Below are 14,349 nucleotides of genomic sequence, written 5' to 3' on the forward strand. Positions count from 1 at the left end.
TGGCATCCACCATGCCGTGGCGGAAGGTCGTCGCGCATCGTTCCGCGGCACGAAAACCGAGTGATACGTGGGGTTGAGTGCGTGACTGACCAGGACCCCGCAGATATTCGCCCCTCTACTCCGACGAACGATCCCTAGTTCTCACGTGGCCTCAGTCAGCGTCCTTCGCCTTCTTGGCAGCTTTGACGACCTCTTCCTCGGTGGCGTCAGGATGCTCTAGACGCCACTGGGCCTGCCAGGCCGCACCGATGATGCCAGCTCGATTCAACAACTGGGCGGGCACCATCGGCGTCTCGAGCTTGAGGTACTTGAAGAACTTCTTATGGTCCTTAGAGATACCGCCACCGACGACAAAGAGATCGGGGGAAAAGAGCATCTCGACGACCTCGTAGTAACGCTGCAGACGCTTGGTTGCCCAGTCCTTGTAAGACATGTGCTTGCGATCCTTAACCGAGGAGGCAGCGCGCTTCTCGGCGTCGTGACCATCAATCTCGAGGTGCCCAAGCTCGGTGTTCGGCAGCAGGATGCCGTTATTGATGACGGCAGAGCCGATGCCGGTGCCCAGAGTGGTGAGAACGACAACGCCAGGTACTCCCCTCGCAGCGCCGTAGTGGACCTCGCCCACACCTGCGGCGTCGGCGTCGTTAAGAACGGTCACTGGGCGGCCGAGAGCGTCACTAATATATTTCTCGGCGTGCAGGCCGGCCCAACCCTGATCGAGGTTAGCGATGAAGGGAATGACGCCGTGGCGTGCCGGGGCGGGGAAAGAGATGCCAACCGGCCCGTCACCGATGGTGGGGGCGAAATTGTCGACGATCTCACGCAGCACGGTAACGATGTTCTCGGGGGACGACTTCTCCGGGGTGGGAATGCGAAGCCTCGGTTCGGCAAAGTCTCCGACCTCGAGGTCAACCGGGGCTCCCTTGATCCCGGAACCACCAACGTCAATTCCCAGCACCTTGTTCATGGTGGACAAGCGTAACGGTAGATGGTTGGTGCGGGGGAGACTCGGGTGACAGTTCCCGGCCACGGGCGGCACGGGCGGATCCATCTGACCGACGGCGAAGACCTGGGCGTCCATGGCGTCGAGGTGGGGACAGGAAACCGTCACTGGGCCAGACGAGGTATGCACGTCGATATCAGCCAAGCCGAGTTTGCGTTGTATCGGCCCCTGGGACAGTCTTACCGACTGCGACCGAGCATGAGGAACGACGCTGACGGTCCAGGTAAACAACCCCTGCGCGTCACGACGACCTCCTCGTTGAACCCCCAGCCGACGATTCTCTAATCAAACCACCGGAACCACCGCGCTCGTTTCGGAATCCCATGGAGGGGCACTGCGTCTAGTCGGAACCTAGGCCACAGGGTGTCAAGGGCGGCGCGTACCTGCTCATCATCGCCGATCGGCAACAGTACCGTTGATTGTTCGACTTCGGACAACTTGATTCCGCCAAGTACCGTCATCTTGATACGTGACATCCCAAGCGGCTGCCACAGCAGCGGCTGCAATAATCATCCAGCCTCGCACGAGTGGAGTCGCCCAGTGGGGACGTTGCTCAACAACCTCTTCGCCGCCCCGCGCTTCGCTGGCCCTCTGTTCGATCACAGCGCCGCGTCCTTGCCTTCGGCCAGTTCCGTCATGCGGTCGCGTAACGCACGAGCCTCCTCGGATGGCAGCCCGTCAATGGAGGCGCCGGTGGCTGTGATGGCGACGACCCCCGCCCATCAAGTGACGAAAACTCCCAGCACGACGGCGAGGACGACCGTGAGGGCGCTCCAGGTCAGACAGACCATGAGCCTTTTGACGGTCACGTAGTTTTTGGAGACCGGATGCCATTACGCCTCCGGTGGGCTAAAAGTTCGTCCACGTTAGTGGGCTCTAACAAGGGACGATGTCGGCCCCAAGACCATACTTGGGGCCGACACGTCAGCGTGCATGCTGTGGCGACTTCATGCACGCTCACCGCGCGCCGCAGCGAATGTTCGACTCGTCGCGGCGCGCGTCACCGACTGCCGGTGGCGTGGGCATTGACCTCATAAGAGGTATTGGTGGCCTCGAAGAAGTTCACAACCTGCAAGGTGTCATTGGCCGTGGCCATCCACTTGGCAGGGTTAGCTACGCGGTATTCTGGCTCGAATCCGAGTTCTTCGAGACGACGATCTGCCAGGTATTTGACATAGTCATTAACGTAATCAGCGTTCATTCCGAGGATCCCTCGCGGGAGCATGTCACGGTTATACTGCTCCTCCATCTCGACTCCCTGAACGATCATATCGTGGATCTCGGCCGCGAACTCGTCGGTGGCGATTTCGGGGTTTTCCTCCAGCACCGTCAGAATGAGGTTCATCCCGAATTTCAGATGTAAGGATTCGTCACGGACCACCCAGTCGATGAGGGAACCGAAGTTGCGAAGGAGGTTCCGCTGACGGAACGACAATGCGACCATAAAGCCGGAGTAGAACCAAATCCCCTCGAGGATAATGTTGTAGGCAATCAGGTTGCGCACGAAGTCCTGCGTACCCTCGACGGTGGTGATATCAAGAGTCTGCTCGGTCATCCGCTTGATGAACGCCACCTCGAAAGCTTCCTTGCGAGCCATTGAGGGGACGTGGATGTGGGATCGGTAGGCCTCGTCGCGGTCAATCGGGAAGGTTTCGAGGACATACTCGAAGGCCATACAGTGGTTGGCCTCCTCCCACATCTGCTTGGCCAGGTATAGGTGGCACTCGGCAGCGTTGACATAGGGGTAGACCCCAAAAGCCAGCGCTTTGTTGACGAGCAGCTCATTGGGGTTGAAGTAGCTCATGAGGTGGGTCAAGGCATGGTGCTCGTCTGGGGTCATCCGGGCAAAGTCGGCAAGGTCCTCATCGAGCTGAATCTCGTTGGGAAACCACGTGTTTGCCACAGCCTGGTTGTAGAGGTCGTACGCCCAGGAGTAGGTGACGGGCTTGAGTAGCAGCCCCTCTTGGATTCCAGAACCAAGGATCATCGGTGTTCTCGCTTTCAGCGGGCAGTATGGTCAATCACTGGCAGGACTCGCACTGTTGGCGCTCCTGGGGGTCAACAGGGCAGGAGGCGCCGTCGATAAGGTCGAGGGAGACGACGGGCTCCACGCTCGCATTGAGCGTTTCGGTAACCGGTTTCCTGATCGTCGCGGCACCTGAGGCCCGACGCACCGCAGTGGCGAATCCGCGACGTGGGCCGTTCCGACGCCCGGCGGCCTTATTAACGGCCACCGTCGACTGCTCGGCGGTGTGGCGAGGCAGCATGTGCAGGTAGTACGTCGTTTTGACACCCATTCGCCAAGCTGCGGTGTAGAGGTCCTCCATGTCACCGACCGACCGCGAGGCCAGGTAGATGTTGCGGCTAATGGCCTGATCCACCCACTTCTGCGCCCGAGCGGCCACGTTGAGGTAGGCCATCGGGTCCAGGGTGAAGGAGGTGCGGTAAAGACGACGCAAGGGCGCCGGAATTGCCTCAATCTCGCTGGGATCACCCTGACGACGCAGCAATTCCTCGCGGATCGTCTCCCACAGGCCCAGATCCTTGAGGTCCGCCACGAGATTGCGATTAACCTCGAGGAACTTCCCGGCCGAGGTGGTTCGGGAGAACATCTGGGAGAACTGCGGATCCAGGCCGGGCGTTGTGCCCGCGATGAGGCCGATCGACGCCGTCGGAGCGATCGCCATCAAGGTGGCATTGCGCATCCCAGTGCGCACCTTGGCGCGCAGCGCGTCCCAGTCCATCCGCGTCGTCCGGTCGACGTCGACAGGGATGCCACGGTCGCGCTCGAGGACGGCCAAAGTGTCCACGGGAACCATCCCGCGTGACCACCCCGACCCTTCGAACATTGGGTACGCCCCACGTTCGGCGGCCAGGTCGGCCGAGGTGTCGATAGCGTGCCAACTGATGAACTCAACGACCCGGTCGACGATCTCGCACGCATCCGGGGAGTCGTAGGGGACTCGAATCTGCTCGAGCATATCCGTCAGACCCATGACGCCTAGACCAATTGCGCGGTTTTCCTCGTTGGAGCGCTGAGCCTGTGGTACTGCAGAGGCGGTGATGTCGACAAGGTTGTCGAGATGACGTACCGCCAGCCGGGTGGTGGCGGCCAACTGGTCCCAATCCAGACGACGCTTGCCACGCGGGCCGGCGAGGTGCGCCGCCAAGTTCACCGAGGCGAGGTTGCACACCGCGGTGTGGTCGCGGTCCTGTGGCAGGCAGATTTCGGTGCATAGGTTTGACGAGTGGATCGTCCCGGTATTGCTGTTCAACGCGCGAGTATTGATGCTATCTTTCCACGTCAGCCATGGGTGCGACGTCGTCTGTAGGCTCACCAAGATGGCTCGGAATTGCTCGCGGGCAGTAGTGCGCCGAAAGCGCTTGATCTTGCCAGCTTCCGCCTGCTCGACATACTGGGCGTAACGCTTGGAGAAGTCTGATCCGGTAATCTCGGTGAGATCCGGGGTTTCGGCGGGATCGAAGAGGTACCAGTCCTCGTCTTTGGCGACACGCTTCATGAACTCGTCGGAGATCCACACCGCAGTGTCGGCGGTGCGGGTGCGTCGGTACGGGTCACCGGAGTTCTGCCGCAGGTCGAGGAACTGCGGGAAGTCCATGTGCCAGTTCTCCAGGTAGAAGCACAAGGCGCCGAGCTTCTTGCCTCCCCGAGAGACCGCACGCAGTGTGGAGTCAAAGGTGTGTATGAAGGGGATCGGCCCAGTTGATGCAGTGTTATCTGAGCGGATCGGGGATCCCTCGCAGCGAAGATCCGACATCGACAACCCAATGCCGCCGGTGCCCTTGGTGATCCACATGACGTCGCGGATCGTCTGGGCGATGTGCTCCAGATTGTCCTCAGTGCGCATGACGAAGCAGTTAGATAGCTGAGCCGATGGCGTCCCCGCATTGACAAGGGTGGATCCAGCGGCCAGGTGGCGCAGGTTGCTCATGGAGTCGTAAAGGGCCAGCGCCGAGGAAGTGGGATCGTCCTCAGTGAGGCTCAGCCCCATCGCGACGCGCATCCAGAAGTACTGCGGTACCTCCAAAGCCTGCTTATCGGGAGTGCGCAAGAGATAACGGTTGATCATGGTGCGCACGCCCATGAACCCGATGAGGTCGTCACGAGTGGGGTCGAGGGCAGCTGCAAGCGTCTCGAGGTCGAAATCTCGTCCCAGACGCTCGTCAAGGTGACCATCGGCGACAAGCTTGGCGATCGTGCGCGGGAAATAGTTGCGGTGCAGATCCTGCACCCTCTCGGGGTCGACGTCACCTAGATCGTCATGGGTGTCGCCAAAGACCTCTTTGTAGAGCTTCTTGACGGCGATCCGGCTGGCGATAGTGTCAAAGGCTGGATCGTCCTTAGCGTTGCCTAGGGCCACCTGAATGACGGCTTCGTCGAGGGCGTCGGTGGTCATCCCGTCAAAGAGGGTGATCTCCACCTCTGCCTGCAGCAGGGTTGCCCGGGCGACGGCGTCGTCAAGGCCGCGGGCCGAGTCCATGATCGAGGCAGCGACTTCGTTGCCGTCGTAGGGGGCTAAAGACCCGTCACGCTTGCGGACGCGGATGGTCGAAATGGGGTCGGCGCTCATTGCAATTCCTCCGTGCGATGCCGTGGGCACGCGACCGGGCGGAATGCGGCAGGGACAGTGGTCCCCCTGAACGCTGCGATACTTCCCGCGAGATCGCGAACCGGGCCCCGCGGTTGCGGGACCACACCTGGCAGGTCTTCGGGCTCATGAGCTCGTCCTGATCGGACTCCTACTAGCCGTCGCTTCCCATGCCAAAGCACAGTGCGTCATGACGGCGGTCGTTCTCATATACCGCTGCGGGGCAGCTCCGGATTCACACCGGATTCCCTCTTGGCCCGTGCGAACACGGGAACCACGTGCATTCGTCACTATATGAAGGGCGAGCAAGGGGAGTCAACGGAGGATATTCCCGGGCCTTGCCGTCGGCAGTTTGGCTTCGTAGCATCGTGTTCGACCGCCTGAAACGTTGGAGAAATCACCGCGTACCGGGGCGAGTAACTGCCGCTTTGTTAGTCGTGCCCACCCTTCGTCGGCGCATCCAGGTGTGACGCAGTCCGTGTGGTCAGCCCGAAGAGGATCGTAAGTAAGGTGACCGCGGACAGCGCCGTCACATACCCGATGAAGGCGGGGATCGCGTCACCCTGTTTCGCCCACACGTAAATGAGTGGAGCCGTGCCGCCGAACAGGGAATTCGCGAAACCATGGGCCATCCCAACACCCAGCGCCCTGACATCGGTTGGGAAAAGGTCGGACTTCACAACTGCGGAGATCGAGGTATATCCGGTAAGGAAGATATAGCCCATGAGCAGCATGAGGAATGCAGTTACGGGCTTGCGGGCATGCGACAGACAGGTCACGAGAACCCAGGTATAAACGACTCCACCGGCGGCAAAGAAGAGCAACACCGGTTTGCGTCCGATCCGGTCACCGATGAGGCCTCCCAGCGGTTGCCCGAGCATGAGGATGAATAGGGCGATGAGGTTGACTGCGGTTGCCGCCATCGGAGTGCTGCTGAAAGTCGAATGGACGATATTCGGTGCATTGACGGTGTAGACGTAGAAGCACAGGGTACCGCCGCTGGCGATGGTAAAAGCCAGGAGGAAGTTACCGAGATGGTTTCCAAAGAGCTCTTTCAGACTTCCTGACGAGCTGTCCTCACCCGACCGCACGGATTTAAGATGTTCGGTACTCAGCGATTCATCCATCGTCTTCTGCATGAAGAAAACGATGAGCGCTGCGACGCCACCGATGAAGAATGGGATGCGCCATCCCCAGGCATGGATCGTGGCCTCACTCATGAGGGAGGACAGCAGGAGTAGGACGGCCTGGGCTGTCACTAAACCACCCACGAGGGTGAAGTACTGGAACGAGGAGAAGAAACCGCGGTGTCCCTTGGTGGAGGCTTCTGACATGTAGGTGGCCGAGGTGCCGTACTCACCTCCTGTGGCGAATCCTTGCACGATACGACAGATGAGCAACAGGATCGGGGCCCCCACTCCGATGGTGCCTCGGGTGGGCAACACGGAGATGACGAGGGAGCCGACGGCCATGATTGTCACTGCCATGATGAGGGCGGACCGACGTCCGTGACGGTCGGCCCAGCGACCGAAGAACCACGATCCGAACGGCCTCATGATGAAGGTCGCCCAGAAAATCGCGTAGATGTAGATGCTCTTGTGCGGGTCGTCAGGCGAGAAGAACTGGTCCTCGAAATAGGCTGCGAACGTCGTGTACGTGTACACGTCGAACTACTCGACGAGGTTGCCCATCGACCCCTTGACGGTGTTCCATACTGCGCGGTACACGTCCGATTCGCTGCGTACTGATGCTGACCTGGTGCTCTGTGCGTCTGACATCTCGTCCCCCGGCATTGGCGGGACCGCATCAACTCGTCGGGCGTGGCGATTGCGGTAGGTCCCGACGGACACGGCCAATCGGCGTGGAGTCGTCATCGACATCGCCGATTCGAGCACTGTACGTGTGCCTGGGGTCACGTGACGAACTAATTCTCAGCCACGCGCGGCCGACCGTGGTGGTGAAACCGACTGTCACCGCCAGGCGCCGCGGAATCGCGCCGGGTGCCACGGGGCCTCCTCGTTGGGGACGCCAAGTTCGTGGGCGGCGCGCAGTGGCCAGTTGGTGTCACGCAGGGCTGCCCGGCCAACCATGACGGCGTCGGCACACCCCTTGTTGAGTAGATCCTCGGCTAATTCGCCGGTCCAGATCATCCCGACCGTGGCGGTGGGAACATCCGCCTCGGCGCGCACCCGAGCCGCTAAATCGGCCTGGTATCCCGGGGCTACCGGGATGGGGGCTGACGAATTACCACCTGAGGAGGCATCCACAAGGTCGACGCCAGCCAAGGCGAATCGACGCGACAGCTCGATCGAGTCCTCGACTGACCAGCCATCGTCACGCCAGTCAGTGACCGAGAGGCGGGCCAGCAGAGGCATGTCGTCGGGAATAGCCCCACGCACCGCGTCAGCGACCGCCAACGGCAGACGGACTCGTCCGTCATAATCGCTTCCCCAACCGTCAGTGCGGGTGTTGGACAGCGGCGAATAAAACTGATGTAGCAAGTAGCCGTGGGCGCTATGAATCTCGACAGCGTCGAATCCGGCTACCACGGCACGCGATGCCGCAGTCCGGAAGTCGTCAATAATCTTCGAGATGCCGTCCTCGTTAAGGGCGGTGACGGGCGACCCGGCGTACTGCTTGCCATCGGCGGGTGCGGCAGTTGGACCGACAGGAATCCAGCCGCCCTTTTCGGGAGGAACCACCCCGCCATGGAAACCCGGCCACCATTTCTCTGTGGAGGCTTTCCGGCCGGCGTGGCCCAACTGGACAGCAATCGTGCCGCCAAGCTCGTGGACAGCGTCAGTGATGGTGCGCCACGCTGCCACCTGGGCGTCATTCCACAACCCGGTGTCACAAGGGCTGATGCGGCCTTCAGGGCTGACCGCAGTGGCCTCTGCGACGATGAGGCCGAAGCCTCCCACAGCGAAAGATCCATAGTGGATGAGGTGCCAGGTGCTGGGAATTCCGTCTTGAGAATCCACGGCATATTGGCACATCGGCGGCAGCCAGGCGCGGTTGCGAACCGTCAATCCACGAAGGGTGAGGGGTTGGAACAGGAGCGGTGACGTCATGACTCCATAACATCACGTGTTTCAACCCCCGAGCCCTCTGCTGCCGCCGGCCTCAGACGTGATGGTGGTAATTCGGCTTCCACTCGCGAACGGAGGTCACTTGGACGGCCGTCTTGGGATAGGGGTCGGCCTCCAGTAAGTGGTTGAGGACGTCACGGTCAGGCACGGTATAGATGAGCACCGCCCCGCTTCCGTCGGCTAACGGGCCGGCATTGGCGAGCTGGCCACGCTCGCGCATGACGTCAAGGTTCTCCAGATGGGCCGGGCGCGCAGCCATGCGCTCCTCGGAATGGGCGGGATCGTAATGGGTTTCGACAATGAAAACAGCCATGCAGGGCATCTTAATCGCGTCCGAGGACCATGTCGTGGTGGACATGTTGCCTCTGAAATGGGTTGCCATCGCGTGCCGCATGGCCAGCAGTCGTGAACCCGATTGCCACACGTGCGAAAGACCTTGTCAGAGTTGTTTTGGGTTGATGATAGCCGCAAATGTGCGCAGCGCTAAGGGGCGCCTGGTTGGTTGGGTGGCCAAGGTTTTCCGGATTCAGGCGACACTGCAACGTCCGGTCGATGCCGGGGTGGAGCCATACGTACCAGACCTGATGAGCTGCCGGGTTTCTCGGTTGGTGAGGGCGTAGCCGGCTTGCGGTTGCGAGGTGGACCTGGCGAAGATCGTGCCCGCTACCTTTCCGTCGGTGGTCAGTAATGGACCGCCTGAGTTGCCCGGTTGCACGGTGCCGCGCAAAGACAGGATCTCGCGGACGACATCGTCGTCACCGTAAATGTTCTCGCCACGAGCCGTTATTGCCCCGCGCACTCGCGCAGCGTTGACTGTGTACGGTCCGTCCAGCGGGAATCCGGCGATGACCGTCGAGTCCCCGGCGTCTACCGATGAGGTCATTGTTAGGGCAGGAGCCTTAAGTTTAGGAACAGCGAGCACGGCAAGGTCGAGGTCGGGGTCGTAGGCGACGACACGCGCTCGCAGGCGGGCGCCTTGGCCTCCAACCTGCACCGTCACTGTGTCAGATCCGGCGACCACATGGGCGTTGGTGACGACGCGGTGCGGTGAGCTGACCCATCCGGTGCCCTCCGAGGCCCGGTCACATTGATGCGACAGTGATCTCACTTTGACGATGGATCTCGCCGCTTGTCGTACTCCAGGGCTATTGGCGGCGGAGTCGTCGGGGGCATCTCCGGGCAGACGAGGGTCCTGACCGGTAAAGACCTTCGGGAAGGTATCGGCCATCTGGCCGATAAGCCGTGCCGCTTCGTGATTGATTTGGGGTGGAATTGCGCGGTTGGTGGTGTTGATGACGGCTGATTCGTCAATAGCCTGAGTCCATTGGGGAGGCAGAAGTGGGGCCAACGCCGTTGCCCCCACCGCCACTACCAAGGCCGTGGCGGTCGCAGACAGCAATGCGCCGCCAATCCGGTCAAGGGCCCCTAACCCTGCTGTCTCAGAGGCGTGGCATATGCGGCGGGCGAGCCCATTACAGAGGCCATGGATGACTTCGACGATGACGAGGACGACGCCAAAGCGTAGTGGTCCGGTAGCAAGCCAGGACGATGAGTTGTTGGTGATCCGGGACACGATGTCTCCCGACGCCCACAGCCCTACCCAGACTCCGCCAATCAAGCCGATGAGGCTGGCGATCCCAGAAATTGCTCCTCGGGTCCATCCGCGCAGGGCGCGGAGGATGAGGATCACCGCGAGGGTGATGTCGAGGATGTGCGCCATGGCTCTCCCATCAGGGGTGGGTGGACGGATCAGCAGCGTCTCAATCGTGCCTAGGAGGCGACATTGGGCCAATATCGTCAAGCGACAGCGTATTCGACTTCGCGGGACTCGCGGTTATTGGTAACTTGACGTCATGAGTCATCATGATGGCGAGAACGTGGGGACGAGCGCGGATTCCGGTTATGACGATTTCGTTATCCTGCTTGACGATGACGGCAACCACATTGGAACCGCTCCCCGGGCGACCGTCCACAGTCAACATACCCCTAGGCATCTCGCCTTCTCGTGTCACGTTCTTGACGTAGGCGGTCGGGTACTTGTGACCCGGCGCGCTTTGACGAAGGTGGCGTGGCCAGGGGTGTGGACCAACACCTGTTGTGGGCATCCACGTGTAGGGGAGACGATTATTGACGCCGCCGTGCGTCGTACTCACCAGGAACTCGGACTCGACCTTGATCCGCGTCGGATGCGCGTCGTGCTACCAGATTTCTCCTATCGCGCCACCGACTCCGGGGGCATCGTGGAGGACGAGTTCTGTCCGGTTGTTGTTGCCCGATTGTCCCTGCCAGAGGAGCTCGTCGAACTTAACCCAGACCCTGACGAGGTGGAGGAGGTAGCCTGGGTTGGTTGGCAGGACATGTATGGCTTGGCCCGGTCAATGCCGGCCCTGCTGAGTCCCTGGGCCGTCGAACAGATGCTGGAGTTTGGGCCCGATCTTCCCGTGGTGCGCTGACCTTCACTACACCGAGGTGAGAACCTCGCCGTGGTCTGGCCATGCAGCCAGCATCGACGCTGACATGTGGCAGATTACCAATTGTTCACAAGAGTCGACGGCGATGAGGCCATCGGTTGCTGGGGCGTGGCCAGTGAGGCGCGATGAGACCTCGTCGGTGAGGGCTCCCAGAGCTGCCCGGTCGACGGGTTGTCCTGCCAGTCTCATCTGCGCGTCAACCTCATGAGCTACTACCCCTTGGAGGAAGGCCTCACCATCGCCGGTGCAGGAGACTGCCACGACTCCGTCGCGCGCGAAAGTGCCGGCCCCGATGACCGGAGAGTCCCCGATGCGTCCCTGCGACGAAGCGACGATCCCACCGGTTGAGGTGGCCGCAGCTAGGTGTCCATAACGATCTCGGGCAACCGCCCCGACGGTGCCGTGTTTCGGGGCGTGCTGTCGTCTGGCTAGCACCTGCTCTAACTGCTCGCGGCGCGCTTGGGTGACGAAGTACTCCGGCGGCGCGATCTCAAGACCCCAGTCTTGACAGACCCGTTCGGGCGGGTCACACAGCAGCACATGGGGTGAATCCTCAGAGCTTTATGCGCCAGTTGAATCGGGTTGCGGGCGTGACGTGAGCAGCACACCGCCCCGGCGTGTCCGTCTCCAGTCATGACGGCGGCGTCGGTTTCGACGGTTCCGTTTGCGGTGAGAACCCCACCTCGCCCGGCGTTGAACAGTGGATCGTCCTCCATCGCCGTAACGGCTGCGATGACGGCGTCACAAGCACTTACGTCGAGGGCTCGCTGCCCGGCTGCAAAGGCCTGACGCAAGGAGCGACGAAACTTCTCGGCTTCCTCTCCAGTACGTGACGGGACGTTTCCGGCCCCACCGTGAATGACGAGGGTAGGGCCGGGCTGATCGACGACGTGACTGGTCATAACAGGATCGTAAGGCTGGTTACGGGTTGATGTCATTAAGGGTTTGTCCATTGGTTCTTACCCCGCCTGTGGGAACGACATTGATGTGTTTTCCCCAGCGGGGCCGGTTTTCCACCGGTCTCCTGTGGATAACTCGCTAACTGCGGTCGCAATCATGAGGATACCGTGGGTTCCTCAACCGGAGGTTCTGCTCGCGGCAAGTATATCGTGAACATGGCGCCACCGCTTGGGGCCCGCGACGCTTTGATCCAACCCTGATGGCTAGTGACGGTATGAGCCACAATTGACAGGCCGAGGCCGGTTCCGGGGGTGTTGCGGGCGCGATCAGAGCGGTAAAACCGATCGAAGATATAAGGCAGATCGGCCTCCGCGATGCCAGGTCCTTCGTCACTGACGACGACGGTGTCGCCCTCCATAGACACCGTTACAGTTCCACCGGCGGGGGAGAACTTCACCGCATTATCGAGCAGGTTGGTGACAGCCCGCTCCAGGGTGGCCTCGTCACCAAGCACCAAATGGGACTCCAGGTGGACGTCGAATTCCAGGTTCGGGCCGCGTCGTCGTCCCCTCTCGACCGCTTTGGATACCGCATCTGACAAGTCGAAGTACTCCGGGCGCGGGGGAGGGGCGTCCTCGCGCGAGAGCTGGACGAGGTCGCCAATGAGGCTGGAGAACTCACCGAGCTGGGCGGCGACGTCGTCAAGGATCTCTCCGCGTGCTTCCTCCGGGAGCATGTGGCTCTTCTGATCGGCCATCAGCAGCTCGACGTTGGTGCGCATCGAGGTCAGTGGGGTTCGTAGTTCGTGGGAGGCGTCAGCGATGAGCTGCTTCTGACGCTCCCGGGAGTTCGACAACGAGGACAGCATGTGGTTGAACGACACGGCAAGATCGCCTAGCTCATCATGGGAGTGGACCTGGATGGGTGTCAGGTCTTCGGTGGTGGTGACGTGATGAACAGCTCGCGAGAGGTCGCGCAAAGGGCTAGTCGCAGAGTTGCCTGCCACGTATCCAGCGATGGCGGTGAGCACGATGCCGACGAATCCGGTGCCTACGAGGACGATCCATAGTGACCCTAGGGTGGCCCTGGTCCCGGTGAGGTCTTGGCCTGTGACGAGAGCGTAGTGGACGCCATCTGAGGTGAAGGGGACCGCGACGATACGCACCGGAACACCGCGGGAGTCAATGACGGTGTGTGCTTTAACCCCGATCCCGGTGCGGGCGACTGCTAGCTCTTGAGGTCCCGCGGTGACGGTGACCTCAGTTCCAGGGGCTGTGGTGACTTGGCCGTCGGCGCGTACCAGGATGAGGGTGGTGTTGGTGGCTGCCAACGAGCTGGCTTCCAAACCACCGAGGTTTTGAGGATCGGCGGCGACACTTGGCGAGATGGTGGTCGCCATTCGGGTGAGCTGTTCGTCCAGCTCGCTATACAGCGAGATGCGAGTCATGAGCCGCGCCGACAAGGAGGTCAAAGCGACCGCGACGACAACGGACGTCGATACTAGGAGGCTGACCCGGCGTCCCATGGTCATACGCAGGGGGCGCGGACGCCAATCGAGCAGCCTCCGCCACCAGCGACGGATCACGAATTTGCTTCCCGCAGCACGTACCCGACGCCGCGAACGGTGTGGATGAGACGCGGCTCACCATCGTGCTCGGTCTTGCGGCGCAAATATCCGATGTACACCTCAAGGGAATTCGCGGTGGTCGGGAAGTCGAATCCCCACACCTCATGTAGCAGCCACCATCGCTCCAGCACTTTTTCTGGGTTTTGTAGGAAAACGGCTAGTAGGGCGAATTCGGTACGCGTCAAACTGATGCGACGGTTCCCGCGGGTGATCTCGCGGGTGCCTGGATCAAGGGTGAGGTCAGCGAAGGAGAGTTGTTCAGGGGCCTCGTTTTGCTCTGGCTCGGGACGGGAACGACGAGTGAGGGCGCGTAGGCGAGCGAGGAGTTCGTCGAGGGCGAAGGGCTTGACCATGTAGTCATCGGCGCCAGCGTCGAGGCCGTCAACGCGATCGTCGACAGCATCGCGGGCGGTGAGGACGAGGATCGGGACGTCGTTGCCATTGCTGCGCAGCATCCGGGTGGCTTCCAAGCCATCTAGACGCGGCATCATGACGTCCATAATGACGGCGTCGGGGTGAGTTCCGGATAGATGGGCGAGAGCCTCGACGCCGTCGGCTGCGCTATCGACCTCGTAGCCGCTGTACTGCAGGGATCGGGCGAGGGATTCTCGTACCGCGCGATCATCGTCAACGACAAGAATGTGCATGC

Annotated in this window: 14 protein-coding genes, 1 pseudogene and 1 riboswitch; of the genes and pseudogenes, 2 read left to right on the plus strand and 13 right to left on the minus strand. The window is 61.2% G+C overall.

Annotated features, from left to right (window positions below):
- Positions 1-151: 151 nt before the first annotated feature.
- Genes ppgK through ACOYO3_RS01375 form a run of 3 tightly spaced genes read right to left on the minus strand, consistent with a single transcriptional unit; the run spans position 152 to position 1,606 of the window.
- The gene (gene ppgK, locus ACOYO3_RS01365) at positions 152-1,234 is read right to left on the minus strand and encodes a polyphosphate--glucose phosphotransferase (RefSeq protein WP_002516244.1); all 1,083 of its coding nucleotides are present in this window, start codon (positions 1,232-1,234) and stop codon (positions 152-154) included.
- Between the two features lie 50 nt (positions 1,235-1,284).
- On the minus strand, positions 1,285-1,479 hold the full coding sequence (locus ACOYO3_RS01370; protein WP_002518203.1) for a hypothetical protein: 195 nt from the start codon (positions 1,477-1,479) through the stop codon (positions 1,285-1,287).
- Positions 1,394-1,606, minus strand: coding sequence for a hypothetical protein (locus ACOYO3_RS01375; RefSeq protein ID WP_002522231.1), 213 nt, complete (start codon positions 1,604-1,606; stop codon positions 1,394-1,396). The genes ACOYO3_RS01370 and ACOYO3_RS01375 overlap by 86 nt, the downstream gene beginning before the upstream one ends.
- Here ACOYO3_RS01375 and ACOYO3_RS01380 point away from each other — a divergent pair.
- Entirely contained in the window at positions 1,544-1,816 is a 273-nt protein-coding gene (locus tag ACOYO3_RS01380; RefSeq protein ID WP_002518199.1) for a hypothetical protein, read from the plus strand. The two genes, ACOYO3_RS01375 and ACOYO3_RS01380, sit on opposite strands and share 63 nt — an antisense overlap.
- 187 nt (positions 1,817-2,003) lie before the next feature.
- On the opposite strand, the gene ACOYO3_RS01385 is transcribed toward ACOYO3_RS01380, so the two are convergent.
- The 7 genes from ACOYO3_RS01385 to ACOYO3_RS01415 form a co-directional block, all read right to left on the minus strand.
- Entirely contained in the window at positions 2,004-2,990 is a 987-nt protein-coding gene (locus ACOYO3_RS01385; protein ID WP_002518167.1) for a ribonucleotide-diphosphate reductase subunit beta, read from the minus strand.
- A 34-nt stretch (positions 2,991-3,024) separates the two neighbouring features.
- Positions 3,025-5,595, minus strand: a complete 2,571-nt coding sequence (locus ACOYO3_RS01390) for a ribonucleoside-diphosphate reductase subunit alpha (RefSeq protein WP_002518197.1) — start codon at positions 5,593-5,595, stop codon at positions 3,025-3,027.
- A 112-nt stretch (positions 5,596-5,707) separates the two neighbouring features.
- Positions 5,708-5,907, minus strand: a riboswitch (cobalamin riboswitch).
- 137 nt (positions 5,908-6,044) lie between these two features.
- On the minus strand, positions 6,045-7,277 hold the full coding sequence (locus ACOYO3_RS01395) for an MFS transporter (RefSeq protein ID WP_002518193.1): 1,233 nt from the start codon (positions 7,275-7,277) through the stop codon (positions 6,045-6,047).
- Positions 7,278-7,283: 6 nt separating this feature from the next.
- Positions 7,284-7,493: a hypothetical protein gene (locus ACOYO3_RS01400; protein ID WP_002522591.1), complete on the minus strand. Its 210-nt coding sequence runs from the start codon at positions 7,491-7,493 to the stop codon at positions 7,284-7,286.
- Positions 7,494-7,583: 90 nt separating this feature from the next.
- Entirely contained in the window at positions 7,584-8,684 is a 1,101-nt protein-coding gene (locus tag ACOYO3_RS01405) for an NADH:flavin oxidoreductase/NADH oxidase (RefSeq protein ID WP_002516312.1), read from the minus strand.
- A 52-nt stretch (positions 8,685-8,736) separates the two neighbouring features.
- Positions 8,737-9,015 carry a YciI family protein gene (locus ACOYO3_RS01410; protein ID WP_002535539.1) on the minus strand — a complete coding sequence of 93 codons (279 nt, stop codon included), beginning with the start codon at positions 9,013-9,015 and terminating at the stop codon, positions 8,737-8,739.
- Between the two features lie 213 nt (positions 9,016-9,228).
- Positions 9,229-10,422, minus strand: coding sequence for a MarP family serine protease (locus ACOYO3_RS01415; RefSeq protein ID WP_002516302.1), 1,194 nt, complete (start codon positions 10,420-10,422; stop codon positions 9,229-9,231).
- 133 nt (positions 10,423-10,555) lie between these two features.
- Here ACOYO3_RS01415 and idi point away from each other — a divergent pair, with 133 nt between their 5' ends.
- The gene (gene idi / locus ACOYO3_RS01420) at positions 10,556-11,155 is read left to right on the plus strand and encodes an isopentenyl-diphosphate Delta-isomerase (RefSeq protein WP_002516279.1); all 600 of its coding nucleotides are present in this window, start codon (positions 10,556-10,558) and stop codon (positions 11,153-11,155) included.
- 6 nt (positions 11,156-11,161) lie between these two features.
- Here the strand turns inward: idi and ACOYO3_RS01425 are convergent.
- From ACOYO3_RS01425 to ACOYO3_RS01435, 3 genes and pseudogenes are all read right to left on the minus strand, one after another.
- A pseudogene (locus ACOYO3_RS01425) lies at positions 11,162-12,126 on the minus strand (isoaspartyl peptidase/L-asparaginase family protein).
- Positions 12,127-12,227: 101 nt separating this feature from the next.
- On the minus strand, positions 12,228-13,604 hold the full coding sequence (locus tag ACOYO3_RS01430; RefSeq protein WP_002519694.1) for a sensor histidine kinase: 1,377 nt from the start codon (positions 13,602-13,604) through the stop codon (positions 12,228-12,230).
- Positions 13,605-13,654: 50 nt separating this feature from the next.
- Complete coding sequence (locus tag ACOYO3_RS01435; protein WP_269146799.1) at positions 13,655-14,347, minus strand: response regulator transcription factor; 693 nt, start codon at positions 14,345-14,347, stop codon at positions 13,655-13,657.
- Between the last annotated feature and the right edge of the window lie 2 nt (positions 14,348-14,349).

Source organism: Cutibacterium sp. KBN10P07758, assembly GCF_050286205.1.
GTDB lineage: Bacteria > Actinomycetota > Actinomycetes > Propionibacteriales > Propionibacteriaceae > Cutibacterium > Cutibacterium acnes.